The 26,515-nt window shown below is 62.9% G+C and carries 25 protein-coding genes; 18 read left to right on the forward strand and 7 right to left on the reverse strand.

Annotated features, from left to right (window positions below; genetic code table 11):
• Positions 1-77: 77 nt before the first annotated feature.
• The 4 genes from ASD63_RS11355 (at position 78) to ASD63_RS11365 (ending at position 3,188) form a co-directional block, all read left to right on the forward strand.
• Positions 78-995, forward strand: a complete 918-nt coding sequence (locus ASD63_RS11355) for a histidine kinase (protein WP_200953477.1) — start codon at positions 78-80, stop codon at positions 993-995.
• Between the two features lie 8 nt (positions 996-1,003).
• Positions 1,004-1,177, forward strand: a complete 174-nt coding sequence (locus tag ASD63_RS35660) for a hypothetical protein (protein ID WP_200953479.1) — start codon at positions 1,004-1,006, stop codon at positions 1,175-1,177.
• Between the two features lie 122 nt (positions 1,178-1,299).
• Positions 1,300-2,388, forward strand: a complete 1,089-nt coding sequence (locus ASD63_RS11360) for a histidine kinase (RefSeq protein ID WP_060529378.1) — start codon at positions 1,300-1,302, stop codon at positions 2,386-2,388.
• On the forward strand, positions 2,385-3,188 hold the full coding sequence (locus ASD63_RS11365) for a LytTR family DNA-binding domain-containing protein (RefSeq protein ID WP_060529295.1): 804 nt from the start codon (positions 2,385-2,387) through the stop codon (positions 3,186-3,188). The genes ASD63_RS11360 and ASD63_RS11365 overlap by 4 nt, the downstream gene beginning before the upstream one ends.
• Before the next feature lie 10 nt (positions 3,189-3,198).
• On the opposite strand, the gene ASD63_RS11370 is transcribed toward ASD63_RS11365, so the two are convergent.
• Positions 3,199-4,092: a LysR family transcriptional regulator gene (locus tag ASD63_RS11370; RefSeq protein WP_060529296.1), complete on the reverse strand. Its 894-nt coding sequence runs from the start codon at positions 4,090-4,092 to the stop codon at positions 3,199-3,201.
• 147 nt (positions 4,093-4,239) lie between these two features.
• Between ASD63_RS11370 and ASD63_RS11375 the strand changes: the two genes are divergently transcribed.
• From ASD63_RS11375 to ASD63_RS11385, 3 genes are all read left to right on the forward strand, one after another.
• Entirely contained in the window at positions 4,240-4,851 is a 612-nt protein-coding gene (locus tag ASD63_RS11375; protein ID WP_060529297.1) for a glutathione S-transferase, read from the forward strand.
• 59 nt (positions 4,852-4,910) lie between these two features.
• Positions 4,911-6,977 (forward strand): pyridoxamine 5'-phosphate oxidase family protein, encoded by a 2,067-nt coding sequence (locus tag ASD63_RS11380; RefSeq protein ID WP_060529298.1) that lies wholly within the window; start codon positions 4,911-4,913, stop codon positions 6,975-6,977.
• Between the two features lie 68 nt (positions 6,978-7,045).
• A complete protein-coding gene (locus tag ASD63_RS11385) occupies positions 7,046-8,266 on the forward strand; it encodes an adenylate/guanylate cyclase domain-containing protein (RefSeq protein ID WP_034787961.1) in 1,221 nt (406 codons plus the stop codon).
• A gap of 10 nt (positions 8,267-8,276) precedes the next feature.
• Here ASD63_RS11385 and ASD63_RS11390 read toward each other — a convergent pair whose 3' ends face one another.
• The gene (locus ASD63_RS11390) at positions 8,277-8,570 is read right to left on the reverse strand and encodes a DUF6074 family protein (RefSeq protein ID WP_060529299.1); all 294 of its coding nucleotides are present in this window, start codon (positions 8,568-8,570) and stop codon (positions 8,277-8,279) included.
• A gap of 335 nt (positions 8,571-8,905) precedes the next feature.
• Here ASD63_RS11390 and ASD63_RS11395 point away from each other — a divergent pair, with 335 nt between their 5' ends.
• The 9 genes from ASD63_RS11395 to ASD63_RS11435 all read left to right on the forward strand — a co-directional run bounded on the left by ASD63_RS11395 (position 8,906) and on the right by ASD63_RS11435 (position 18,183).
• Positions 8,906-10,624: an ABC transporter ATP-binding protein gene (locus tag ASD63_RS11395; protein WP_060529300.1), complete on the forward strand. Its 1,719-nt coding sequence runs from the start codon at positions 8,906-8,908 to the stop codon at positions 10,622-10,624.
• Between the two features lie 97 nt (positions 10,625-10,721).
• Positions 10,722-12,284, forward strand: a complete 1,563-nt coding sequence (locus ASD63_RS11400) for a D-aminopeptidase (protein ID WP_060529301.1) — start codon at positions 10,722-10,724, stop codon at positions 12,282-12,284.
• A gap of 78 nt (positions 12,285-12,362) precedes the next feature.
• Positions 12,363-13,148, forward strand: a complete 786-nt coding sequence (locus ASD63_RS11405) for a pseudouridine synthase (protein WP_060529302.1) — start codon at positions 12,363-12,365, stop codon at positions 13,146-13,148.
• Positions 13,149-13,376: 228 nt separating this feature from the next.
• Positions 13,377-14,354 carry a tripartite tricarboxylate transporter substrate-binding protein gene (locus ASD63_RS11410; RefSeq protein ID WP_060517764.1) on the forward strand — a complete coding sequence of 326 codons (978 nt, stop codon included), beginning with the start codon at positions 13,377-13,379 and terminating at the stop codon, positions 14,352-14,354.
• Between the two features lie 219 nt (positions 14,355-14,573).
• Positions 14,574-15,035 carry a tripartite tricarboxylate transporter TctB family protein gene (locus ASD63_RS11415; RefSeq protein ID WP_034787711.1) on the forward strand — a complete coding sequence of 154 codons (462 nt, stop codon included), beginning with the start codon at positions 14,574-14,576 and terminating at the stop codon, positions 15,033-15,035.
• 10 nt (positions 15,036-15,045) lie between these two features.
• The gene (locus ASD63_RS11420; RefSeq protein ID WP_060517766.1) at positions 15,046-16,551 is read left to right on the forward strand and encodes a tripartite tricarboxylate transporter permease; all 1,506 of its coding nucleotides are present in this window, start codon (positions 15,046-15,048) and stop codon (positions 16,549-16,551) included.
• Between the two features lie 180 nt (positions 16,552-16,731).
• The gene (locus ASD63_RS11425; RefSeq protein WP_060529303.1) at positions 16,732-17,127 is read left to right on the forward strand and encodes a hypothetical protein; all 396 of its coding nucleotides are present in this window, start codon (positions 16,732-16,734) and stop codon (positions 17,125-17,127) included.
• Between the two features lie 89 nt (positions 17,128-17,216).
• The gene (locus tag ASD63_RS11430; RefSeq protein ID WP_051659109.1) at positions 17,217-17,912 is read left to right on the forward strand and encodes a helix-turn-helix domain-containing protein; all 696 of its coding nucleotides are present in this window, start codon (positions 17,217-17,219) and stop codon (positions 17,910-17,912) included.
• Positions 17,913-17,967: 55 nt separating this feature from the next.
• Entirely contained in the window at positions 17,968-18,183 is a 216-nt protein-coding gene (locus tag ASD63_RS11435) for a hypothetical protein (protein ID WP_034787730.1), read from the forward strand.
• A gap of 43 nt (positions 18,184-18,226) precedes the next feature.
• Here ASD63_RS11435 and ASD63_RS11440 read toward each other — a convergent pair whose 3' ends face one another.
• The 4 genes from ASD63_RS11440 to repA all read right to left on the reverse strand — a co-directional run bounded on the left by ASD63_RS11440 (position 18,227) and on the right by repA (position 23,758).
• Positions 18,227-19,393: an RHE_PE00001 family protein gene (locus tag ASD63_RS11440; RefSeq protein ID WP_060529304.1), complete on the reverse strand. Its 1,167-nt coding sequence runs from the start codon at positions 19,391-19,393 to the stop codon at positions 18,227-18,229.
• A 736-nt stretch (positions 19,394-20,129) separates the two neighbouring features.
• Positions 20,130-21,398: a plasmid replication protein RepC gene (repC, locus tag ASD63_RS11445; protein WP_060529305.1), complete on the reverse strand. Its 1,269-nt coding sequence runs from the start codon at positions 21,396-21,398 to the stop codon at positions 20,130-20,132.
• Between the two features lie 155 nt (positions 21,399-21,553).
• Positions 21,554-22,555 carry a plasmid partitioning protein RepB gene (repB, locus tag ASD63_RS11450; RefSeq protein WP_060529306.1) on the reverse strand — a complete coding sequence of 334 codons (1,002 nt, stop codon included), beginning with the start codon at positions 22,553-22,555 and terminating at the stop codon, positions 21,554-21,556.
• A gap of 3 nt (positions 22,556-22,558) precedes the next feature.
• Complete coding sequence (repA, locus tag ASD63_RS11455) at positions 22,559-23,758, reverse strand: plasmid partitioning protein RepA (RefSeq protein WP_089043038.1); 1,200 nt, start codon at positions 23,756-23,758, stop codon at positions 22,559-22,561.
• A gap of 284 nt (positions 23,759-24,042) precedes the next feature.
• Here repA and ASD63_RS11460 point away from each other — a divergent pair, with 284 nt between their 5' ends.
• Both ASD63_RS11460 and hutC read left to right on the forward strand, forming a co-directional pair.
• Positions 24,043-24,234 carry a hypothetical protein gene (locus ASD63_RS11460; protein ID WP_034787749.1) on the forward strand — a complete coding sequence of 64 codons (192 nt, stop codon included), beginning with the start codon at positions 24,043-24,045 and terminating at the stop codon, positions 24,232-24,234.
• Between the two features lie 139 nt (positions 24,235-24,373).
• Positions 24,374-25,153, forward strand: coding sequence for a histidine utilization repressor (hutC, locus tag ASD63_RS11465; protein WP_051659117.1), 780 nt, complete (start codon positions 24,374-24,376; stop codon positions 25,151-25,153).
• A 64-nt stretch (positions 25,154-25,217) separates the two neighbouring features.
• Here the strand turns inward: hutC and ASD63_RS11470 are convergent, their stop codons facing one another.
• On the reverse strand, positions 25,218-26,471 hold the full coding sequence (locus tag ASD63_RS11470; RefSeq protein ID WP_034787751.1) for an adenylate/guanylate cyclase domain-containing protein: 1,254 nt from the start codon (positions 26,469-26,471) through the stop codon (positions 25,218-25,220).
• Between the last annotated feature and the right edge of the window lie 44 nt (positions 26,472-26,515).

Here is a 26,515-nt window from a genome sequence, read left to right on the forward strand (position 1 = left end):
TGGCTTTCTGCAAACGGCTTGTTTTCGGCGACGAACGGCGGTCGACAACCATATGGACTTGAAGGATAAAACCTCGCATGGCGCGAGGACATGAGACGGTTTTGCCTGACGAGGCTGGATATGCCGCAAGCGTTCGGCGGGCGACGCTCTTCCTCGGGCTCCTCTACCAGTTCATGCAGTTCGTCATCAGCAGTACGCTCTGGGCTTTCCTTGGATATGACCCGATTGCGATCGCGCCGATCACCCTGATCCTGATGCTGAACGGGACACTCATGTCCTATGCGATGGCAGTGGCACTCTTTCGCTTCCGGGGCAGGTCCATCCTCTTCAAGCTTCTGCTCGGCTCCGCCCTGGCGCTCGTCGCCGCAGCGATCAATGCCAGCGTCGATCTCCTCAGTCACGGCCTGATCGAGCATGGCGATCCGGGCCCAATCAACTGGACCAATGTCGGCTACACCCTCATCTATTGCATGGCGCTGTTTCACGGATGGGCGTTTCTCTACATCGCCCTTCTCGCCAATTACGAACTGCGCGAGCGGGAACGCCGGCTTGCCGTGACACGGGAGGAAGCGCTGACGGCGCAGATGCGGGCGCTGCGCTACCAGGTCAATCCGCACTTCCTGTTCAACACCTTGAACTCGATTGCCGGGCTGATCGAAGAGGGCGCATCGACGACCGCCCGCCGCATGGTGCTCTCGCTCTCCTCCTTCCTGCGCACGACGCTCGAGCTGGATCCGATGCAGGACGTTTGCCTTGCCGACGAGCTGGCCTTGCAGCTCGGCTATCTCAACATCGAGGGCGAACGCTTCTCCGACCGCATGCGGGTCAAGCTCGACATTGCACCGGGCCTGGAGCAGGCGCTGGTCCCGAGCCTCATCCTTCAGCCATTGATCGAAAATGCGATCAAGCACGGCGTCGGCGGTTCGATCGGCGTGGTCGAGATCGTGATCCGGGCGGCAAGGCAAGGCAAGGCGAGACGCTGGAGCTTTCCGTAGAAAACGACATGGCGAACGAGCCGCCCCGCCCGGCGAATAAACCTGCCGGGACCGGCACCGGACTGAGGATTGTCGCCGACCGCATCAAGGCCCGGTTCCCCGAGGTCGGAGCCTTCATATCCGGCCTCGTGGCACCGCACCGTTTTCGGGCAGCGATCACCATGCCGCTGCGGCTGGTCTGATCGCCGCTCTCCGGCCAACGACGGCCGGCAAAGGTCGAAAGTCCGGGCCTTTCTGCAAACCGCTCGATTTGGCCGACGAACGGCAATCGACATCGGCGGCCGGTTGAAGGATAAAAATGGCCATGAAACCTGAGGACGACGCAAGATCGGTGGACGAGAGCGCTTACATCGCCAGCGTGCGGCGCGCGACGCTCTGGCTCGGTTTTCTCTACTGGTTCGTGGAATTCCTCATCAGCAGCATTCTTTGGGCGATCCTCGGGATCGACCCGATCATGTCCGCGCCAGGCAAGCTCCTGTTGATGTCCTGCGGCATGGTCTTTTCCTATGGCATCGCCGCTGCGATGTTCGGCGTCCGCCATCAACACATCGCGCTGAAGATCGTCGTCGGCTTTACGACCGCTCTGATGGCTGCGATCGCCAACACCGGCGTCGACTTTCTTCTCTATCTTTTCATCGTGCGTCCCGACCCGATCACGCCCGATTGGACCAGCATCGGCTACACGCTGGTCTACAGCATGGCGACCTTCGTCGGCTGGTCCTTCTTCTTCGTGGCATTGCTCTACAGCTTCGAACTGCGCGAGCGCGAGCGACGCCTGGCGATCACGCGCGAGGAGGCACTCGCCGCACAGATGCGGGCGCTGCGCTACCAGGTCAACCCGCATTTCCTGTTCAACACACTGAACTCCATCACCGGCCTGATCGAGGAGGGGCAGCCCCTTGCCGCGACGCGCATGGTGATGTCGCTGTCCAACTTTCTGCGCACGACGCTGGAGCTTGACCCGCTGCACGACGTGCGGCTTGCCGACGAACTCGCGCTCCAGGCCGGTTACCTGCATATCGAGGGCGAGCGCTATTGCGACCGCATGAGGCTCCGAATGGACATCGACACCGGTCTCGAGGAGGCCTTGGTGCCAAGCCTCATCCTGCAGCCGCTGATCGAAAATGCCGTCAAGCACGGGGTCAGCCGCTCGCCGGATCAGGTGGAAATCGTCATCAGCGCCGCCAAAGTGGGCCATGCGCTGGAAATCTCCGTCGAAAACGACATTGCGGCAGCACCCGAAACCGAGCGGAGGCCGGGCACGGGGATCGGACTCAAGAATGTAGCCGATCGCGTCCAGGCTCGTTTTCCCGGCGTCGGCGCCTGCGTTTCGGGTCTCGTCACGCCCGGTCGTTTCAGAGCTGCAATCACAATGCCGCTGAGGCTTGCATGAATGAAATCCAGACTGTTCCGCTTTCGATCCTCGTCATCGACGACGAGCCGCTGGCGCGGCGGCGCCTTCTGCGCCTGCTCGGCGCCATGCCCGCCGTTGAGGTGGTGGGAACGGCCGGCAACGTGCAGCAAGCCTGCTCCATGGTTGCCGAGCTTTCGCCGGACGCGATCCTGCTCGACATCCAGATGCCGGGCGGCACCGGCTTCGATGTCCTGGAACGGCTGGGCGACCACGCACCCGCAGTCGTTTTCGTGACCGCCTTCGACCACTATGCGCTGCGCGCCTTCGAAGCCGCCGCGGTCGACTATGTCACCAAGCCGATCGAATCCAGCCGCCTGCGCACCGCGATCGAGCGAGCCCGCCTCGCAATCGCCGCACGCACGAGCGCCGAGCGGGTGCTCGAACTCAACGAAACCGTGACGGCGCTGCGCAAGGCGCTGCGCAAGCACGAAACCCAGACCGGCGACCTTTGGATCAAGGCCCGGGGAGAATTCGTGCGGATCGCGCTCGACCGGGTCGTGCGCTTTCAGGCGGAACGCGACTATGTCCGCATTCACGTCGAGGGCCGGTCCTATCTGCACCACGAAAGCCTCGCCTCGCTCGAGCGTCGCCTCGATCCCGCAGAATTCCTCAGGCTGCATCGCAGCTCGATCGTGCGCCGGGACTGTATCATGGGGCTGAAGCAGGCCCCCTTCGCCGCGCTCATCGCCCTTCTCTCCGACGGCAGCGAGATCCGCGTCGGCCGAACCTACGCCCGACACATCCGCCCGACGACCGGCGAACGCAGCCAGCCGGACTAGCCGCCGCCCACTATCGCAGGACCGCGCGCAGCCGCGGGGCGGCGAAGTCGACGAAGGCCCGCAGCTTCATCGGCACCAGCCCCTGCGGAAGATAGACGAGCTGGACCGGCAGCGCCGGGTGCTCAAAGTCTTCCAGCAGCGGCACGAGCAGGCCGTCCGCCACTTGGCGCGCCACCTGATAGGAAAGCACCCGCGTCAATCCAAGACCGGATATCGCCGCGTCGACGGCGGATTCCGCGGTATTGACGATAAGCCGCGACCGGATCGGCGCGGCCAGCTCGCGCCCGCCGTCGAGGAAACGCCAGACATGGGCGGCCGTGACGTTTTCGAAGGTGATGCAATCGTGATCGGCAAGTTCGCTCGGGTGCCGGAGCACGCCATGCCGCGCGACATAATCGGGGCTTGCATAGACCACCCGGCGCACCGTGCCGATCTTCGTCGCCACGAGATTGCTGTCGGGCAGGTTGCCGATCCTCAGCGCCACGTCGATGTGATCGTCGACGAGATTGGCGAACCGGTCGCCCAAGGCGAGCCGCATATCGACCTCGGGATGAGCCTTGAGGAAATCGACCACGACGGGAAGCACATGCAGGCGTCCGAAGACGATGGGCGCAGAGACCGTCAGATCGCCCTTGATCGTGCTGTATTCGCCGGCTGCCACCCGTTCCGCCTCTTCGACGCGGGCAAGGATCTCCTTGGCAGCCTCGACATAGACGCGGCCCGCCTCGGTCAACTGGATCCAACGGTTGGTCCTGGTGATGAGTTGCGCGCCCAGATGCGCTTCAAGCTCGGAAACCTTCCGGCTGATCGTGGCCAGCGGCACCTTGAGGTGCCGGGAGGCGGCCGACAGGCTGCCGTTTTCGATGACGGCGATCAGAACCCCCATGGCGTCGAGACGGTCCACTTTTATCCTTCCATAATTCGGAAATCAGACTATCGAAATCGCATTCTACTGCCGAAAATTGGAAAGTCATAGATTGATCTCGAAGGCGGTTCATTCCGAACCGCCGGAGGGCCGTGACGGTTCTCAAGCTCTTCGAGGACATCTCCCATGAAACTCTACCGCCATCCGCTCTCCGGCCACTCGCACAGGGCGCAGCTTTTCCTGTCGCTGCTCGGCGTGCCGCACGAGCTGATCGACGTCGACCTCAAGGCGCGCGCACACAAGGCGCCGGAATTCCTGGCGCTCAATCCCTTCGGTCAGGTTCCGGTGCTCGACGACGAAGGCACGGTCATCGCCGACAGCAACGCCATCCTCGTCTACCTCGCCAAGAAGCTCGGCCGCATCGACTGGCTGCCGGAAGATCCGGCCGCGGCGGCGAAGGTGCAGAAATGGCTCTCGGTTGCCGCCGGCGACATCGCCTTCGGTCCGGCAGCCGCGCGTCTCGTCACGGTCTTCGGCGCCAATCTGGATGCAGAAGGGGCGATCTCCAGGGCCCACCGGGTGCTTGCACAGATCGATGCGGAGCTTGCCGGCCACGACTTCCTCGTAGGCGCAAGGCCGACCATCGCCGACGTCGCACTCTACAGCTACGTGTCGGCAGCACCGGAAGGCAATGTCGACCTTTCCGACTACGCCCATGTTCGTGCCTGGCTTTCGCGCATCGAGCGCCTGCCCGGCTTCGTCGGCTTTGAGAAGACCGCCGTCGGCCTCGCCGCCTGATCCAAGCTCCCCGGGGCGGCAACGCTGCCCCGGCCCCCTTCCAACCGGGACACCCGACCATGCCGGACAACGCACAGCAGAAAAAGCCGGATTCGCCGTGGCACGAAGGCGAACTCGCCATCCAGCGCAGCCTCGGCGTCGCCGAGCGCATGGATGCGACCGGGCGCAATTTCGTGCGCAGCTTCATGCCGGAGCAGCACCAGCAATTCTTCCCGATGCTGCCCTTCGCCATGTTCGGGGCCGTCGACGCGAGCGGCGATGTCTGGGCGACGATGCGCGCGGCAGCCCCCGGCTTCATGCAGGCGCCGGACGCCTGGAACCTCGATATACGGTTGCCGCGTGACAGGGATGATCCGGCCGATGCCGGCATGGAGGACGCGCACTCCATCGGCATGCTCGGCATCCAGCTCGAAACCCGGCGCAGGAACCGGTTGAACGGCGCGATCCGGCGCGATGCCGACGACGGCTTCACGCTCCGCGTCCGGCAGAGCTTCGGCAACTGCCCGCAATATATCCAGCTTCGTCAGTTCGCCTTCGTTCGCGACCCGCACCAGCCGGCCTCGGTGCGCCCGGTGCATGGTCGCGTGCTCGACGCCCGCGCCCGGGCCATCATCGCCAAGGCCGACACCTTCTTCGTCGCGTCCTACGTCGATCGCGACAGCGGCGAGCGCCAGGTCGACGTCTCGCATCGCGGCGGCAAGGCGGGTTTCGTACAGATCGGCGAGGACGGCGTGCTGACGATTCCGGACTTCTCCGGAAACCTGTTCTTCAACACGCTCGGCAATTTCATGGTCAACCCGCGCGCAGGACTGCTGTTCGTCGATTTTGCGACCGGCGACATGCTGCAGATGACCGGCAGCGCCGAGGTGATCCTGTCTTCTCCGGAGGTCGCGGCATTTCAGGGCGCCGAACGCCTGTGGCGCTTCCGGCCGGAGAAGGTCATTTATCGCGAGGACGGCCTGCCGCTTCGCTGGGCCTTCGAGGAGGGCGGCTGGTCTCCCAGTCTCAATTCCACCGGCGACTGGGATCAGGCGAAGGTCCGGCTTGAGGCCGCGGCCCTTGCCGATGCGTGGCGCCCGTTCCGGATTGCCCGCGTTGAGGACGAGAGCACGACGATCCGCTCACTCTACCTCGCGCCGGACGATGGCGTCGGGCTCATGGTCCATCAGGCCGGCCAGCACCTGCCGATCCGCATCAACGTCGGAGACGGCGAAAGACCGCTCGTCAGGAGCTATACGCTGTCCTCGGCACCGACGGATGGTCTCTACCGCATCAGCGTCAAGAAGGACGGCGTGGCTTCCCGGCACTTGCACGGACTGAAGCCTGGAGACCGGATCGAGGCGCGGGCGCCTGCCGGCAGCTTCACGATCGATGGAACCGAGCGGCGGCCCGCCGTGCTGATCGGCGCCGGCGTCGGCATCACGCCGATCCTTGCCATGCTCAAGCACATTGTCGCCGAAAGCCGCCGCAAGCGGCGCACGCGCCCGACCTGGATCTTTCAGGCCGCCCGCTCGCCGGAAGAGCGCGCCTTCGATCGGGAGATCGCCGACCTGGTCGCGGAAGGCGAGGGCAATATTCGTCTGGTGCGGGCGCTGAGCCAGCCGGCAACGGCCATCGAAAGCCAGGACTATGACATTGCCGGTCGCATCGACCTCACCCATCTCAAGGCCACCCTGCCCTTCGACGACTACGATTTCTATCTCTGCGGCCCGGCCGCCTTCACCCAGTCGCTCTATGACGGCTTGCGGGCGCTCAACATCGCCGATGCCCGCATCCATGCGGAGGCCTTCGGGCTGTCGTCGCTGACCCGGAGGCCGGACGGCGGTTCTGCCCCGGTGATGGTACCGGCGGCGAACGCCCCGGTTCACGTCGTCTTTGCCAAGTCGAGCAAGGAGGCGCGCTGGCAACCGGGCGAAGGCACGCTGCTTGATCTGGCGGAGGCGCGTGGCCTGAAGCCGGAATACGGCTGCCGCAACGGCAGTTGCGGCACCTGTCGGACGCCAGTGCTGGAGGGCAGGGTGACCTACCCCTCGCAGCCCTCCTTCCCGGTCGGCGAAGGCGAAGCGCTGATCTGTTGCGCCGTGCCGGCGGAGAGCGAAACGGGCAAACTGCATCTTTCGCTCTGAGCCCTGGTTCGGCTATGGATGATGCACCACATCATCAGGCAGTCGACCTCGGCCGAGCGGGATGCGCCATGAACGACCAACAGCTACGCGATATCGTGCTCTGGCTTTCCGAACAGGGCCTGAAGGGACTGGACGAGCCGGAGCTGTTTGCCGGCTTCTGCGAGCAATGTCGGGCAGCCGGTCTCGACCTTGCCCGCGCGCTCGGGTTGATCGACACGTTGCATCCCGAATTCGAGGGGCGCGCGTTCCAGTGGAACGACGAAAGCGAGATCACGCCGGAGGTCATCCAATACGGCTCGACGACCACGGGCGAGGCGCTGCTGAACTGGCAGAATTCGATCTTCTACCACATGCTTTGCGACCGAACCGCGGAGCGCCGCATCCGGCTTTCCTCCGACGAGGGCACCACCTACAACATATTGGACAAGCTGAAAGACGAAGGCCACACCGACTGCGTCAGCATGATCCACCACTTCACCGACCAGGGCCGCGTCGGCGAGATGGACTGTTTCTATTCCTATTGGACGACGCGGAACGACGGTGGCTTCAGCGACGATGACATCGCAGCACTCCGTATCCTGCTGCCAACGCTTGCGCTGGCGGTGAAGGCAGGCTCATGCGTGCGGATCATCAGCACGCTTGCGGACGTTTATCTCGGCGCCGATGCCGGCCAGCGCGTCGTCAAAGGCAGCATTGCCCGCGGTTCGGCCGAACGCATCGAAACGGTCATGTGGTTTTCCGACCTGCGCGGCTATACGCGCATCTCCGACACCGCAGCACCCGACGAGATCATCCCGCTTCTCAACGATTATTCAGGAACCGTGATCACCGCCATTCACGACCATGGCGGCAGCGTGCTGAAGCTGATCGGCGACGGTGTTCTGGCGATCTTCAATGCCGACGATCCGGGGACCGCCTGCGCCAACGCAATCGCCGCCGAACGGCAGCTGCGCCGCATGCTTGCGGAACTCGACACCCGCCGGCAGGCCGAAGGCAAGCCGACCACCGAGGTCTATCTCGGGCTCCATATCGGCGAAGTTTTCTATGGCAATATCGGCAGCCAGACCCGCCTCGATTTCACCGTGGTCGGCCCGGCGGTCAATGAGGTGAGCCGCATTTCCTCGATGTGCCGTTCCGTCGAGCGGCACATGATCATGTCGTCTGATTTCGTCGAAGCCTGCCCGCCGGATGAACGGGTCCACGCAGTCTCGCTCGGCCGCTTTGCGCTGCGCGGCATCGCGAGGGCCAAGGAGCTGTTTACCTGGGATCCGGAATTGCCGGTGGCTTGAGACGCAGCGGCTACTGGCTCATCGCGCCTGCAGAAAGACGCGAGAGGTGGCGATGCTGCAGCTCGATCTGCACCTCGTCCTGAAAAACCAGAACCTGATGGCGCACTTCGTCTTCCGAACATCCGCAGGCAAAGAGCTCATCCGCTAGAGCGCGGCAGCGGCGGCGCCAGAATTGCAGCGCCTCGGCACCGTGCAGATCTTCAAGCTCGGCGGCAGCACTGCGAATGGCATGCAATCTCCTGACCACCGGAAACGGAACAATGGTGTTGGTTTCCGTGGCTTCCACTGATTGATTGATTGCCATCGTCTCGTTTGCCCCCTGGACTTCGTGCGTTGACGCGAACGCACAAAGACGCCCTACGCGTAGTGATATCGAGCAATGGCTCCGCTTCCGGTGTCCCCAACCGAAGGCGATTTGCTCTGCTGATTCCATTTCTACGAAGCCTATGGTTAACGTTTCCTTCCCACCGGTGCCGAAGTGAACCGATTGCGTCTCGCAGGTGCACGAGACATCGGTCGCGTCACGTGGCCGACACGCTTTCACGCTTTTCTGGGTTGGTTTCGATCCAAAAACATGACATTAAAAATCATCTTTCTATCAGCGCCCATGGCGCCCCCGCCCCCAGTGAGTGCACGTGCATGCTGAAGCGTTTCTTCGCGTTCTACCGCCCCTATCGCGGCCTGTTCATTCTCGACTTTTCCTGCGCCGTACTATCAGGCCTGCTCGAACTCGGCTTCCCGATTGCGGTGAAGCTGTTCGTCGACCAGCTCTTGCCGAGCCAGGAATGGACACTGATCCTGCTGTCCTCCGTGGGGCTGCTGATCGTCTACCTGCTCAACACCGGCCTGATGGCAACCGTCACCTATTGGGGCCACATGCTCGGCATCAATATCGAGACGGACATGCGGCGCATGGCCTTCGATCATCTGCAGAAGCTCTCTTTCTCGTTCTTCGACAACCAGAAGACCGGCCATCTCGTCGGCCGCCTCACCAAGGATCTGGAAGAAATCGGCGAGGTCGCGCATCACGGTCCGGAGGATCTGTTCATTGCCGTCATGACCTTCATCGGTGCGCTGATCCTGATGCTGATGGTGCATTGGCAGCTGGCGCTGATTACCGCCGCCGTCGTGCCGCTGACCGCCTGGGTAACCAGCCGCTACGGCGGGCGCATGACCCGGAATTTTCGCAATCTCTACGGCCGGATCGGAGACTTCAACGCCCGTATCGAGGAGAATGTCGGCGGCATGCGCGTGGTCCAGGCCTTCGCCAACGAGGCCCATGAGCGCAGCCTGTTCGAGACCGACAACCAGAACTATCGCCGCACCAAGCTTGAGGCCTACCGTATCATGGCGGCCAGCACGTCGCTGAGCTACATGAGCATGCGGCTGACGCAGCTGATCGTGATGATTACCGGCTGCTACTTCGTGTTGACGGGCGAGCTGACCAATGGCGGCTTCGTCAGCTTCCTGCTTCTGGTCGGCGTCTTCTTCCGGCCGGTCGAGAAGATTAATTCGGTGATCGAGACCTATCCGAAGGGCATCGCCGGCTTCAAGCGCTTCCTCGAACTGATGGAAACCGAGCCCGATATCGAGGATCGTCCCGGTGCGACCGACGGCGCTGATCTCAAGGGCGACATCACCTACAGCAACGTCTCCTTCGGCTACAGCGCCGAAAAGCCGATCATCCAGAATATCGACCTCACGATCCGCGCCGGCGAGACGATCGCCTTCGTCGGCCCGTCGGGCGCCGGCAAGACGACGATCTGCTCGCTTCTGCCGCGCTTCTACGAAGTGATGGAAGGCGCAATCACTGTCGACGGCACCGATATCCGCGACATCACCCTGTCGTCGCTGCGCGGCCAGATCGGCATCGTGCAGCAGGATGTCTTCCTTTTTGCCGGCACCATTCGCGACAACATCGCCTATGGCCGGCTCGGAGCAAACGAAGCCGACATCCTGGAAGCGGCGCGGCGCGCCCGGCTCGACGGCATGATCGCGGCCCTGCCCGACGGCATGGACACGGTGATCGGCGAACGCGGCGTCAAGCTTTCCGGCGGACAGAAACAGCGATTGGCGATCGCCCGCATGTTCCTGAAAAACCCGGCGATCCTCATTCTCGACGAGGCCACCTCGGCGCTCGACACGGAAACCGAGAGAGCAATCCAGCAGTCGCTCGCCGAGCTTTCCAAGGGGCGCACGACGCTGATCATCGCGCACCGGCTGGCAACGATCCGCGATGCCGACCGCATCGTCGTGGTCGACGGCAGCGGCATTCGCGAACAGGGACCGCATGCAACGCTGCTGGCCGCCAAGGGCGCCTACAGCCGCCTCTATCACGCCCAGGCAGGCGCCGGCTGAGGAGAGCTGTCGGCGCGGCATTGCAAGTGCCGGGAGGGGGCGGTACGAACGAAGGCAGACACCGCCCTGCCCTTCGTCGGACCGATCCTTCAGCGCCATGACCACTTCCGAACTTTCCACTCTCGAACGCGCCCTAAAAGCCCTGCCCCAACACTATCCCGGTCCCGGCGGCGTCGCCGGTGTAGTCCGGGATGGTCAGGTGATCCTCAGCCACCGCTGGGGCTACGCCGACCTGACCGCCCGCAGGCCGATGACGGCGACAACCCGCGTACCGATCTGCTCGATCACCAAGCAGATGACCTGCGCCGTGCTTCTGGACGCCGTCGGCGAACCGGCAAAGCTCGACCGCGCGCTCGACGCCTACCTGCCTCTGCTTGAAGGCAAGCGCCCGACCGTGGCCCATCTCTGTCACAACCAGTCGGGGCTGCGCGACTACTGGGCGCTGACTGTGCTGCAAGGCGCCAGGCACGACGGCGCCTTCCGCCGCGAGGACGCACGGCCCCTGCTCTCCTCCGCGCGGTCGACCCATTTCGAGCCGGGCACGCGCTACTCCTATTCGAACGGCAATTTCCGCATTCTCGCCGACCTCATCGAAGCGCATACCGGGCGCTCGATGGCCGAGCTCTATCGGCGTTCCGTGTTCGGCCCGGCCGACATGCAGACCGCTGCCCTCACCGCCGATACGAGCCTGCCCCCCGATGGTATCGTCGGCCACGAGGGCAATGAGACGGCTGGCTATTTCGAGGCGGTCAACAACATCTACTGGGCGGGCGACGCCGGTGTTTCCGCTTCGCTCAACGATATGCTCGCCTGGGAATGCTTCATCGACCGGACGCGGAATGACGAAAACAGTCTCTATCGCCGCCTGTCCGTACCGCAGACCTATGCCGATGGCCGCCCGGCCCATTATGGGTTCGGCCTTGCGCATGAAAAGATCGGCGACGTCGCCATCACCGGCCATGGCGGCGCGCTGCGCGGCTTCCGCAGCCGCAGGCTCTACGCGCCCGCTGAGCGCCTTTCGGTCGTAGTGATGTTCAACCATGAAGCCGACGCCCATGCGGCGGCGACCGCACTGATGAAGGTCGCCCTTGGCCACAGCGACACCGAGCCAGCGACGGGCACCTGGGATGCCGACGGCACCGGCAGCTATCTGGATCCGGAAACGGGCCTCGCACTCGTCACCAGGCGCATCGGCAAATCCCGCGTCGCGCTGAACTTCGCCACGGGTGCCGAGACGCTTGCGGTCGGTCCGGATGGCAGCGCGCAGTCAGCGGCCGTTACCCTTCGCGTGGAAGGCGCCTCGCTGCACATGGAGCGCCCGCGTGAGAACCTGACGGTTCACGCCGCGCGCATCTCTGGCGCCGCCAAGCCTGATATCGCCGGCCGCTACCATGCGGCAGAACTCGACGCCCATCTCGACATCGTCTCCACCAACGGCGTCTTCTATGGTGGTTTCGACGGTTCGCTTGGCAGAGGCGCCATGCACGCCCTGCGGCCGCTCGCCGAAGATGTCTGGCTGCTGCGCTGCAAACGCTCGATGGACGCGCCGGCACCGGGAGACTGGACCGTAGTCGTTTCGCGTGACGCAGAAGGCAAGGTGACGGGGCTGACGATCGGCTGCTGGCTCGCCCGGCGGATCGACTATAGCAAGATCGGCTGATGTCGAGATCGCGCCGCCGGCGATGCTCGCAAGCGGGACCATGCTGCGCAAGATGACCAGCAACCGGAAGACCAGAACGTGAAACAGAAGCGACCGACAGCCGCCCGAGATACCGGCCGCCGCCCCACGGCCGATACGGGAAAACGCGTGACGGTCGCCCGCGCCCTTTCCAAGCTTGGTTACTGCTCGCGCACGCAGGCCGAAAAGCTGGTGCTTGAAGGCCGCGTCAGCATCAACGGGCGCAAGGCGACTGACCTCACCGCATGGGTCGATGTCGACAAGGACCGTCTCGCCGTCGACGGTAAGGCCGTGCTTGCCGAAGAGAAGGTCTACCTGATGCTGAACAAGCCGCGCGGGCTGGTGACGACCAGGCATGACCCGGAGGGCCGGCCGACGGTCTTCGATTGCCTGAAGGACATCGATTCCACCCATCTGTCGCCGGTCGGCCGCCTCGACAAGGCGAGCGAAGGCCTTCTGCTCTTCACCAACGATACGGTGCTTGCGCAGCGGCTGCTCGATCCGGAAACCCATGTCGGCAAGGTCTATCACGTGCAACTGGCCGGCCAGATCGACGACGCGCAGCTTGCGCAAATGGTCGCCGGCATCGACGAAGGCGGCGAGATGTTGCGGGCCGCCAGGGCCGAACGCCTAAGGGTGGGCGGCCGCAACATGTGGATCGAGGTGGAACTCGAAGAGGGTCGAAACCGCCAGATTCGCCGCATGCTCGATGCGCTCGGTTTCGAAGTGCTGCGGCTGCTGCGAGTTTCGATCGGGACGATCGCTCTCGGTGATTTGCCGAAGGGTGCTGCGCGTAACCTCACCGCCGACGAAATCGCCGATCTGAAGCGGCGCACCGGCCTCTAGGCCCTTCCCGCGGCGTGCAGTCAAACGCGCGATGGGTGGAAATCCACCCACGCGAGCACCGCCATGTTTCCGAATCCACCCAAAGCCGATCCAGGCTCCTGACAAATGCGTCGGATCGTGCGGACAGCCCGTTGTCTGTGCTAAGATTGCGTCCGCAAATGGGGGCATCCAGCACCGGCGTGGGAGGAAACCTTGCCGGCTGGCCATATTTCATCCGGGAGGAAGAAGATGAAAACCCTCAACGCATTGCTCGGCGCCGTTGCCGCCCTTTCCATTTTTGCCGTTTCCGCCAACGCACAGACCTACCCCGAACGTTCGATCACCATGGTCGTGCCCTTCTCCGCCGGTGGCCCGACGGATACGGTTGCGCGCCTGGTTGCTGAATCCATGTCGAAGGATCTCGGCCAGCAGATCATCGTCGAGAACGTCGGCGGCGCCGGCGGCACGCTTGGCGCCGGTCGCGTCGCCCAGGCCGATCCGGACGGCTACACCGTGCTGCTCCATCACATCGGCATGGCAACCAGCGCGACGCTCTACCGCAAACTCGCCTATGACACGCTGAACGCCTTCGAATATGTCGGCCTCGTCACCGAAGTGCCGATGACCATCGTCGCGCGCAAGGACCTCGAGCCGACCGACCTCAAGGGTCTCGTCGAATATGTGAAGGCGAACAAGGACACGGTCACCGTCGCCAACGCCGGCATCGGCGCCGCCTCGCACCTCTGCGGCATGATGTTCATGAGCGCCATCGAAACGCCGCTGACCACCGTTCCCTACAAGGGCACCGGTCCGGCGATGACCGATCTCCTCGGCGGTCAGGTCGACATCATGTGCGACCAGACGACCAACACCACCAAGCAGATTCAGGGCGGCACGATCAAGGCGTACGCCGTCACCTCGCCCGAACGCCTGAAGGTCTTCCCGGACTTGCCGACGACCACCGAAGGTGGTCTGCCGAACCTGCAGGTTGGTATCTGGCACGGCGTCTACGCGCCGAAGGGTACGCCGGCTGAAGTGACCGAACGCCTGTCGAAGTCGCTGCAGGTGGCGCTCAAGGATCCGAACGTGGTTGCCCGCTTCGGCGAACTGGGCACCGAGCCGTCTTCGGACAGCGACGCCACCCCCGCCGCGCTGAAGACCAAGCTCGAAGGCGAGATCGCCCGCTGGAAGCCGGTGATCGAAGCGGCCGGCCAGTACGCCGACTAATCCGTCGCTCATCGTGCCGCGCTCTCGAGCCATCTCGGGGCGCGGCGGTTCTGACATGGGCATGTTCCCGACGGTGTCCGGACAGGCGCCGTCAACAGCGGTTGACAGCTGTCAACGCGACGTTGCCCAATGTGCGAACCCGGCGCGAGCCGGCAATGCCAATGCGGGAGGCCGTCGACGCCTCGGCCCGGCTACCCCGCGAAAACAAATGGGGACACGATGAAATCACTCTCCTTCGATAGCACCAATGCGCTCTGCGGCGGGATCCTGACCGCGGTCGGCCTGTTCTTCGCCTGGCAGGCCTTCAACCTAGAGCTCGGCACGGCCTTCCGCATGGGGCCTGGCTATTTCCCCCTCGTGCTCGCGATCATCCTGACGCTCCTCGGCATCGTGATCCTCGTACAGTCCACCCGCGTCCAGGGGGAGCCGATCGGCGCGATTGCGCTGCGTGGCATGCTCTTCATTTTGCCGGCGCCGGTTTTCTTCGGCCTCACGGTCCGCGGCCTCGGCTTCGTCCCGGCACTGTTCTTCACGGCACTCATCGCCTGCTTTGCCTCCGGCCGCATGACGCCGCTCATGGCTTTGGCGCTCTCCGCAGCGCTGACGGCCTTCTCCGTCGCCGTGTTCAGCTATGGTCTCGGCCTGCCCTTCCAGCGCTTCGGCCCCTGGGTCCAATTCTAGGAGACGCGCAATGGATCTTTTCAACAATCTCGCGCTCGGCTTTGTAACCGCCGGTTCCCCCGCCAACCTGCTCTTCTGCCTCATCGGCGTGCTTCTCGGCACCCTGATCGGGGTCCTTCCGGGCATCGGCGCAACGGCGACCATCGCCATGCTCCTGCCGATCACCTTCCAACTTGAGCCGGTCTCCTCGCTGATCATGCTCGCCGGCATCTATTACGGCGCGCAGTATGGCGGCTCGACCACGGCGATCCTGATCAACATGCCGGGCGAATCGTCGTCAGCCGTCACCGCGATCGACGGATACCAGATGGCCCGTAAAGGTCGGGCCGGCGCCGCCCTGGCAATCGCTGCCCTCGGCTCATTCTTTGCCGGCACCGTCTCGACCTTCCTCGTCGCGGTCTTCGCGCCGCCCCTGACCGAAATCGCCCTGAAGTTCGGCGCTGCCGAGTACTTCTCGTTGATGATCGTCGGCCTCGTCTCCTCGATCGCACTCGCGCACGGGTCGATCGTCAAGGCGCTGGCCATGGTCGCCCTCGGCCTCCTGCTCGGCCTCGTCGGCACCGATATCTATTCCGGCACGCCGCGCTTTACCCTCGGCATCCGGGAATATGCCGACGGCCTGAACTTCGTAGCGCTCGCCGTCGGTGTCTTCGGCATCGCCGAGATCCTGCGCAACCTTGAAAACGAACGCACCCGCGAGGTGCTGATGGCCAAGGTCACCGACCTGATGCCGACCAGGGACGACTTCAAGCGCATGTTCGCGCCGGTCGTGCGCGGCACCATCATCGGTTCGGCGCTCGGCATTCTGCCCGGTGGCGGCGCAATCCTTGCGGCCTTCGCTTCCTACACCGTGGAGAAACGCGTCTCGGACCACCCCGAAGAGTTCGGCCACGGTGCGATTGCCGGCGTCGCCGGTCCGGAAAGCGCCAACAATGCGGGCGCGCAGACCTCGTTCATTCCGCTGCTCACCCTCGGCATTCCCGCCAATCCGGTGATGGCGCTGATGATCGGCGCGATGATCATCCAGGGCATCGTGCCCGGTCCGAACGTCGCAAGCGAACAGCCCGCCCTCTTCTGGGGCATCATCGCCTCCATGTGGATCGGCAATCTGATGCTCGTGGTCCTGAATCTGCCGTTGATCGGGCTCTGGGTGAAGCTGCTCAAGATCCCCTATTACGTGCTCTTCCCGATCATCATGGCGTTCTGCTCGATCGGGGTCTACAGCGTCAACTCCAATGTCTACGACCTCTATGCCGTCGCCTTCTTCGGCCTCGTCGGCTACCTGCTGTTGAAGCTGCGCTGCGAACCCGCTCCGTTGCTGCTCGGCTTCGTGCTCGGACCGCTCCTCGAAGAAAACCTCCGCCGCGCCATGATCCTGTCGCGCGGAGACCCGACGACATTCGTCACTCGACCGATCAGCGCCATCCTGCTTCTGATCGCAGCCCTGGTGCTCGTCGTCGTGTTCCTGCCGAGTGTGAAGGCCAAGCGCCACGAGGTTTTTGTCGAGGAGGATTGATCCCTGCCCGCCAATTTCGCAACAATAACAATATAATTCAATAGGTTAATCGCCGCGCCCCAATCGGAGGCGCGGCGTTCTTCTGGCTGCGGCATTCTGCCCCTGCGCGGTTTGCCACATTGAGCTTTATCAAGCCGGTCGCCAATCTCTGCCCCATCGAAACAGGAACGAGCCGGGGCGATGACACGTCGCGAGAAGATCAGATGGAACAATGCCGTGCGCATGCTTTGCGCCGCGGCGCTGTTCCTGCTTGGTTTTACCCATCTCGGCCCTGCCCTGGCCACTCGCCTGCCGGCGGCCGAACTGGCGCTCTATGCCCTGCCCGACGGGTCCCTGCCCGATTTTTGCCAGACCGGTTTGGGTGAAGACGGCAAAGACCAGCCCGGCCATAAACATGTTTGCAGCGCCTGTCGGTTCTTCTGGACGCTGCTGACGCCGCCGGACGGTTCTCTCAGCGAGCGCCTGGAGGCAAACCGCACACCTGCGATCCGGGTTGCGGCAGTTCGACCGGTGCCACAAGTTCACGCACCCAATGCCCGTCCGCGAGGCCCGCCACAGGTCGTCATCCGGCTTTGACCTCCGTTGACAGCTGTCAACATCCTTCTTCGACGCCCGTCGGCATCGGGGCATCACGCCTCCTTGCGTCGGTCATGCGGACGTTTTTCATGCCAGAAACCCTGATCACCACTGCCGCGCCAGCGGCTCCCCCTCGCGCGTCCTCGATAAGGCCGCCTCGCCCGGCCTCGCGTAGTCGTGTCGTCGGCGAAAACCTGACCCTGCTCTATGAGGGCGGACGCAACCGCGCGCTCTACCGTGTCGTTGACGGCTGCGTCGTGCTTTCGCAACTTCTCAACGACGGTCGCCGCCAGATCACCGACGTGCTCGGACCGGGCCGGCTCTTCGGCTTCACTATCGACGGCCGCAACATCGCCACCGCCGAAACGCTGAGTATCGCGCGCATCGAGCCTCTGGGTGACGCGGATCTCAACGCCACCAATCCGGCCGTCGCCAGCGAGTTGAAGACGACGCTGCACCGCATGCAGATCCATGCCACGCTGCTTGGTCGCAAGACCGCCAGCGAGAAAGTCGCCAGTGCGCTGGTGGAACTATCGCGCCTGTTCAATCGGACCGGCCGTAACGGCGCTGCCCGGTTGAGCTTTCATCTCCATCTCACCCGCGCCGACCTTGCGGATTGGCTTGGCCTTACCGTCGAAACGGTCAGCCGCTGTCTCAACCGTTTCAAGCGCGAGGGCCTGATCGACTTCAGCCACCCGAAGACAATGCGTGTCCTCGATCCCGAACGCCTCGAAGCGACCGCAGGCTTCACCCGACAACAGACCGGCGAGACGACACGCCCTTGAATAAAACCCGCGCCGCCTGTCCCCCCAATGCGGCCACCCACGCAAAGGAAAAACCATGATTGCGAGACTTGTCTACCACGTGCCGGTGTTCGGCTGGATGCTCAAGGAGGCCGTGCAAGGTTCACAGACGGCCAAGGTGCTGTTTCTGATCAACTGCGCGCTGCTCTGGCTGCTCGCCATCGTCGCCTTCGGCTACCCGGCGATCATCATTCCGGCATTGACGCTGGTGCCGGTGATCTTCGTTCTGTTGATCGTGATCACGATGGGCTGACGCCGATACGGTCCGGCGGCAAGCTTTCCGCGCTGCCGCCGGTTCAAAGCACGCCCCAGCCGCGGTAACGCCCGCGGCCGGTCATCTCGCGGATGCCAAGCTCGCGAACGAGGTTCAGCGCGCCGCGCGGCGTCACCCCGACATGCTTGGCGACCAAAGCCGCCGATACGATCGGCCGCGACAGAACCAGGTCGATCAGGGCCGGCAGACTGCTGTTGGAACGACGATCGCGAATGCGCATGTCCATCTGGGTCTTCGCAAGCAACAGCCGGTCGAGTTCCTTGAGACCGAGATCCGCCGTCACCGTCATCGCCTCCAGAAAGGCGCTCCAGCGGGTCAGTGGGTCCCGGGACCTCCGTCGCTCATAGCGGATGGTCTTTAGCCCGGTGTTGAACGACAGCAGGTGCGAGGTGACCTTGCCTCTGGAGCGCAGGTAAGCGCCGACCAACAATGACCCCAGCCAATGCTGACGGCGCAGAGGCTCCCTCCGCTCCCAGGCATCGAAAAGCAAGGCGGCTCCAAGACAGGGCGGCAGCTGATCAGCCGCTGCCACCATCTGGCGCCATTCGTCAAGACGCGCTTCCTCATCCCACTCTTCGTCGAAGAGCAGGCCGAGCTGTCCCATCGGCTCGCGGGCTGTCGCTAACGCCGTCCGTTCCGCGATTTCCAGCGTGTCTTGCTCATGCGCATCGAGCAGGCGCTGCGAGCGAGCGATGGCGGCGTCGATGGCCGCGAATTCGGCCGCCATCGGATTGCTGTCGCCGTCGTCCTCCGGCTCGCCGCGCTCCGGCTCACGATCGACACCTGCCGCCTGCCGTGTTTCGGCCCGCGCAAGTGAAGGGATATCGAGCTCCGGGGCCGGGCTCTGTTCGCCGCTGAGTGTTGCAAGCCCCTGGGCAGAAAGGGCCCAACCAGGCTCGCCGAGCCAGATGCGGCGGCGGACTTTCAGGACCGAATGGGCGATGGTCAACTCGTGGGTCGGCGCTCGCGCGTCCATGTGCGCATCGTGCAGCACGAGATCCTCGACATGAACGAGTTCGCCGGCCACCCAAAGTGCTGCAGTCGCGTCGAAGAAATGCCCGCGCTCGCGGTACCCGTCTTCGACGACATGACGGTTCGTGCGCTCATCGAGGCGCGCCAAGGCGTCTTCCGCCGAAATCATCAGCGGGATCAGCGTTGGATGGTAGGGATCGGGAGACTGGTATCGCATTTTGAAAATAAACGGTTCCTGCGGATGTGGAACGTAACATGAGAATCACTTCCCCCACAGGCAGGAGACGCTTTCTCCACCGCTTGAAGACCAGCAAGCCGCGCCGCCTGATTTCGCAAACGGCGACGGGGCGAATATTTCTATTCAAACAGGACTTGCATGTGTCTCGGCGCACGCCAATGTGTTGACAGCTGTCAACCGTGTTGATGTCTCGTCTATCAACGCCAAACCCGGTCAGTGAGTTGAGTACCATACTCGCTGTTTCCCCCAGCCATACCGTGTTCGCAATCACGCGGCAGTGAGATCCAACTATGCTTGGTGCTTTGTCGCTTTAGTTTACCCTTTCGCGACCCAGCTTTTTGGGGGAGGGCGCTCGGCTTTAAACCAGCAACCTGTTGACAGCTGGCAACAGCCCGCGAGTTCGCCACCTGAACGGATTCAGCCGCTAGAACGGGCTCTAACAAGGGAGGACGCTCAATCATTCGGCTCGAGATCGAGAAATTCGAAGTCTTGTACGCTGAGTCCGCGCAACGGAACTGAACCGCCCCTTCCTTTCCAAAAGAAGGAGAAACAGCAATGTTTTCTGATGGGTGGCGAGGGTCTGAAAACAATCTCAGACGTAAGAATAACGTAGAGATGTCAACGAATCCCTGCACTTACAGTGTCCCGCATTTCAACGTCACAGACAAGCCAAAGCGTTTCCGCGAGAGGCGACGCTCATGCCCCCTGTCGCTGTTCATCCGCTCACGGCCACCACTCCGGCCTGGGCTCGCAAGCGCGCCGACAGCATCGCCGACACGGTGAATGTCTGGTTTCTCGCGCGGCGCGTCAGGTCCCGCAGATAGCCCCCAGCCGAATGAATGTGCTCGGATCGTTCAAGAAGGCAGGCGAGTACCGTTGCCGTCGTTTCGGGACCAAGCACCGTGCACGCCTCGTCGTAGGCCTCCGGGCTGACGCCGAGCATCGTCCTGACAACGGTTGCGGCTAGGAACATGTCCCGCCAGTTGCCAATTCGCCCGGCTGGTCCATAGTCACGGATCTGCGGGCAGGCTTTCAGCACCACCGGCAGCGCGCCGATATGATCGTGAAGGCGAGAAAGGCCGGGCGACTTTGCACTGCCTGCAACGGTATCATCATCCGCGGTGCATGACGTCTTGGTGCCAGCCAGATCCGAAAATGCCGCTTCAGGTCTTTCACAAGCGTTTTCAGATTCAGATTGATAATCGGATTCTGAACTCTGTATGTGCCGCTCATACTGGCGTTCATTGGCAGCCGTATTCTGCGTTTTCAGCAAGTTTTCCAGGTAATTAGTCAGATTGGCGCGGAGTGCCGACAAAACGGCGAGGGCGCGCTCCACTTCGGTGATCAGCGGCTTGCGCGACAGTGCCGTGTAGACCGCCTGGCACTGCGTTTCCGCTTCTTCCGCTTGGAGGACATCGGACTGGCGCAGGAGCTCGACGAGCTTGACGACGTCGCGCCGGCAAAGGCTCAGACGTTCGCGCATCACCTGCAGGTAGCGACGATCCGCTTCCAGCCGTGTCGCTTCCGCTGCGAACTCGGACGCCCGTGCAAGCATCGGTGCGAGATCGAAGCCAAAGGCCTGGCCGATCGCGCCCTTGCGGTCACGTCGGGCGTAACGCTTGCCATTGGGACTGTCGCGCCTGAGGATGAGCCCAGCCGCGACAAGCGCCGTCAGATGCCGCCTCAGCGTCGTCTCGGCCATGCCGTGCGTACGGAGCGAAAGCTGCGCATTCGACGGAAACACGACGAGGCCGGCGGCCGGGTCGAGTTCGGCCTTTGGGTAAAAGGACAGCAGTGCGTTCAGCACCGCAAGCGAACGGTCGGAAACCCCAAGGCTGGTCTTGGCGGCACACACCGTTCGAAACAATTTCCACTTGTCGACGCTCCCGTCGTCGACGGCCGGAGCGCTGGAAAGTTGGTATGCCAACATCCCAAGCGTCATCGACCGCCGCCCGAAGGGCGTCGTGACAATCCCACGATCCATTCTTCTTCACCTTTTCCAAGGCAAAAGAAATCCGTTCGCCGAAACGACGTTGAAAACTCTTGACACCGATTCGCGGAAATGGGATTCTCTAGTTGCTACACGAGAGAAGGGTTTCCGCAGCGCTAGTCGTTCGGAAGCCTTTTTCTTTTGCTCAGTTAGTCTCCTGTTTCCTCTTGATATTCGAGGTACAGAGATTTGAGCCTCTGCCTCACGAAATCTGCAAAGCCTGGTGCCGTCTTGCTGTTGAAGGCAAGCGTCGTCTCGACGTCCGTTTCACGGATACGCACCGGGGTTGTGTTGTCTGGCGCCAGCCATGGGATAGGCCGGGCACGCGCCCTGGAGGCGCTTAAGAAAGTGCACAAGGCGTCGAAACGCTGATCGCTGCCGGCCTTCTGGAATTCTCGGCTTTGCGTGAAGGCGGCTGCGGCCTCCGGCTTGCCATCTTGTGCGAGAAGCTCAGCGAGTTCAAACCAACGGCGCCGTCCGATCGATGGTGCCGGTCCGATGGCCTCGATCAGCGCAATCGGTAGCCGGCGAACAACAGAAATCATCTTCGACAGGGCGGCTTTGTCGACACCCAGCGCCGACATGATGATCTCACGCGAAAACCCGCGATCCTCAAGGCGGCTGCCAAAGAGCGAGCGCTCGATGAAGGAGAGGTCGGAACGGGTGTTGTTTTCCTGTCCCTGCGAGACGACCAATTGCTCGTCATTGAGATTGCGAACGACCGCACGAACACTGCTACCGATGTCGCGGGCAGCAGCCAGGCGGCGATGGCCGTAGGCGACCTGGTATCGCCCCTCGATGGTTGGATGCGGCCGGACCAGGATGGGCACCTGTTGTCCGTGCTCTCGCATCTGTTCAGCGAGGCTCAGTTGCGCGTCGGCCGCAATCCCGAGACGATCGACGATGAAGGATGCGTCGATGAGCGACGGATCGAGTTCGACGACCGCTTGCCCTTCGGCAAGTTGCCGCTCAAGTTCCTGGGCCCGTTCAACCTTCTGCGTGATGTTCGACAGCGACCGGGTGATGCCACCGACAGCAGTCGGGGGGCGGGCACCGGCCATCAGCCCGGCGATCGGCCGGTCGTTGCCCGGTGCGCCGTTGGCATCGTCGATGCGTTCCTCCGATATCCCGATCAGGTTCTTACGGGCCATGGATTACTTCCTCCCCCAGACCTTGCGGACCAGGTCCTCGATCTCGCCATTGACGAGGTTGAGAGAGTCCATGGCGCGGTCGTAGGTGCCGCGGACAAACTGCGAGCGCTCGACTTCATAAAGCGTTTGCTTCGTTACGCCGGCGTCGGAGATAGCTGTCGACTTCACCATGGCGTTCTGCAGCATGCGATTGCCGAAAATGGCGCGCATAAAACCGGTCATCTGGCTTTGAGGGCCGTCGTTCGGCTCAAACCGTGTTCCGAGATAGCGCATCCAGTCATAGCTGGTGCGGCCACCGGCTTTTTCGACGACGCTCATCAACTCACTCGTCATCGACAGGAACTGCGACATCGACATGACGTCGAGCATCTGCGGATGCACGGTGATCAGGACGGACGTTGCGGCACAGAGCGCCGACATGGTGAGGAAGCCGAGCTGCGGCGGGCAATCGATGACGACGATGTCGTAGAAGCTCTCGATATCGGCGAGCACATCGCCGATGCGGGCGAAGAAAAGGGTTTCTGCAGCCCCGCCCGTCATCATCGCCTTCGGCGTTTCGTGCTCGAATTCCATGAGTTCGAGATTGCCGGGAATGAGATGCAGATTGGCGGTGTAGGTCGACCGCACGATATCGGCGATCGACCGCGGGGCGTCATAGCGGATCGCGCCGTAAAGCGTCTCGCCTTCTCCGACATCCAACTCCGGTTGATGGCCGAAGAGGGCGGAAAGCGAAGCCTGCGGATCGAGATCGATCGCGAGCGTGCGGTAGCCGCGAAGTGCCAGATATTGGGCGAGGTGGGCTGAGGTCGTCGTCTTAGCCGACCCGCCCTTGAAGTTCATCACAGACAGGACCTGCAGCTTTTCATCGCCGCGCCGGTGCGGGACATATTTGCCCGACTTGCCGCCATCGTCGAGAACGCGGCGAATGCGTTCGATGTCGGAAACGGCATACATGCGCCGACCGTTTGACAAGGGCGCTGGGCCGTGGCCCTCTGAGGCCACCTGCCTCAGATAGCCTTCGCCGATTCCGATGAAGGCTGCCGCTTCGGCAGGGCTGAAGAGACGCATCTGCTTTTGCGCTTGCGGGGGGAAGATTTTCTTTTGGTGCTGCTGCAGCTGATGGGCAAGCTCCAAAGCATCGGCAGCCAGAAGCGTCGGCAGATGCTCCTGTGCGTCCTGGCTTTGAATTTTTTGCTGCAACATTGATATCCCCGAAAACTGCGCAAAAATCGTCATATCCGGACAATATGCGCAGATGCACTATGCTCCGATTCGGCGCGGTTTTACAAATGCATAGCGTTTTGACGGAGGTGCTGCCCTTGCGGTGGAAAGCGAGCTTGTGAAGCGGCCGAGTTGTCCGCGGACAACTTCCCTTCGGGCACGTTCGCGCATCTCCAATTAGAGCATAGATTTAATAGACTATTGACAGCGGATCTGATTGTGTCAGGATTGTGTTCAGTTGGCGATTGGATGCATGGAGCTTCCTGATGTTCTATCTCGGTGGAATGACCCTTGGCTATCTTGAGCCGCCCCCGCCTGTGCCGAAGGCGATGAAGACAAAGCGGCAGGCGGAAGTGGATGTCGCCTCGACGACGCTCGACAAGGCGACGTGCGAAGAGTCCGATCGTAATCAGGAATGGGCGCGCGCGTTCCTGACGCCGTGGCACCTCCTTTACTGAGGAGTGAGGCGTGGCGCCGAACTGCGCCGCCCAAGCGTTGACAGCTGTCAACGTGAAAGCCGTTTCAGCCGCCGTGGAAAAGCGCAAATCGGCGAGGGAAGGGCTGTTTCGCGGCTGCGAATTGATTAAGTTCGCTGTCATGGACACCAAGCAAGATCGATCCGTTTCAAGTGACCCGCCTGGCGATGCGGCCGACAGTCAGGGGCAGGTGCTATCGCTGCACCAGCGCATCCTCGGTGACGTCGAAGGGCGCATTCTTTCCGGGGAGTGGCCACCCGGACACCGCATCCCGTTCGAGCACGAACTGACCGAGCAATATGACTGCTCGCGCATGACGGTGAACAAGGCCCTGACCGAACTCGTCAAGCGCGGGCTGATCGAGCGGCGGCGCAAGTCGGGAAGCTACGTTACCTTTCCGCAGGTCCAGTCCGCCGTCATGGAGATCCACGACGTTAAACTCGAAGTCCAGTCGCTGGGGCTCGATTACAGCTTCCGCGTGGATGAGCGAAAAGTGCGCAAGGTCGAAAGCCGGGATCGTGAACGCCTGGATCTCCCGAGCTCGGGCAAGCTGCTGGACGTAACGTGCCGGCATTTTGCCGGCTCGCGTCCCTTTTGCTTCGAGGAGAGGTTGATCAGCCTTTCTGCGGTTCCGGAGGCCGAAGAGGAAACATTCGAGACCGCGGCGCCCGGTTCGTGGCTGCTCGGCAAGGTACCGTGGAGCACGGCCGAACACCGCATTCGTGCCGTGGCGGCCAGCAAGTCGGCAGCGCAGGCGCTCGGTATCGCCACCGGCACAGCCTGCCTCGTCATCGAGCGGCGGACCTGGAGCGGACGGGCGCCGGTCACGCATGTGCGGCTCACCTATCCCGGCGACCGCCACGAACTCGTTGCGCAGTTCGCGCCCAGCCCCATCGGCTAGTCGAAGGATCGGTTGTCCGCGGACAACCGATGAAGCAGGCCCTCGATCGGCGGTTCCGCGCCGATTATCCTGCGGCGAGGCGCAGCTTCGGTGCCGGTTCGTTGCCGGAAAAAGCGAAGACCTCGATGGGTTCACCGATGCCCCTGACCGGGTAGGCGCCGAGATGCTCCATGCTCGAGGCGCAGCCGGCCAGCTCGACGAAGGCGCGCGACAACAGCACCGGGCGTTTGGTTTCCTTGGTCAGGCTCTCAAGCCTTGAGGCGATGTTGACGGCGGGGCCGATGACGGTGAAGTCGAGCCGGCGGCGCGAGCCGATATTGCCATACATCACGTCGCCGACATGCACGCCGATGCCGTAGCCGAGCGGCTCGCGACCTTTCGAGAGGTTGTCCTGGTTCAGGACGGCGATGGCTGCCTCCGCCTCCCGGATCGCCTGGAGCAGATTCTCCGCGGCGTCGGGGTTGCTTAGCGGAAAGATCGCCAGCAGCCCGTCACCCATGAATTTGAGGATCTCGCCTCCATGGCGCTCGATCGGTTCCGACATGGCGTCGAAATAGGCGTTCAGCAGTTCGATCACGTCGTCGCGCGGCCAGAGATCGGAAAGCTTTGTGAAATTGCGCAGGTCGCAGATCAGGATGGCGGCACCGACGGTGACGCCGCTGCCCCGTGTGGTGGCGCCGGCAAGGATCTGTTCGCTCGCGTGCGGGCCGACATAGGTTTCGAGCAGCGTTCGGACGAAACGGTTCTTCAGCCTGATTTCACTGACCAGCGCCAGCGCCGGCACGATCTTCGCGAGAAAGGCCAGATGTTCGTCTTCGAAGCCGCCCTTCCGGTCGCTGGCAAAGGTGACGATGTGGCGTTTGCCGAGCGTGTGCTCAAGCGGCCAGGCGATGTATTCGGTCAGGCCCTCGGCCCTGAGGTCAACATAGAGCGAGCTCTGTTCCTGCTCTTCCGTCAAGTCCTCGAGGTTGGTTCGAACCTCGGTGCCACCGTTATTGATCACGTAGAGCGGGCTGTTGAGGTAGAGAGCGGTGTTCTGGGTGCCATAGTCGTAGAGATCGATTTCGCCCTCGGCCAGCCCCTTGCGCCACAGGATGCGAGCGCCGAGCCATTGCGGATGGTTGATGCGGAAGTGCAACGTGGCGCGCGCAACCGGAATACCGGCGGCCTGCAGCCGTTCGCCCAACTCGACAAGGATATTGTCGATGAAGCGCTCGTTGCGCGTTTCGATGATCAGCCAGTCGAGCACGCCTTGGCGTCGAGCCGGAAAGCTGCCATCCTCGGGTGAAGGCGAGGGGGCCTCAGATGGGGTCTGCATTGCTGTTCTCCATGGCGCTCAAGCGGGTGAAGCCGCTTAAGCCG

Origin of the sequence: Ensifer sp. Root558 (assembly GCF_001427045.1) — a bacterium.
Lineage (GTDB): Bacteria > Pseudomonadota > Alphaproteobacteria > Rhizobiales > Rhizobiaceae > Ensifer > Ensifer adhaerens.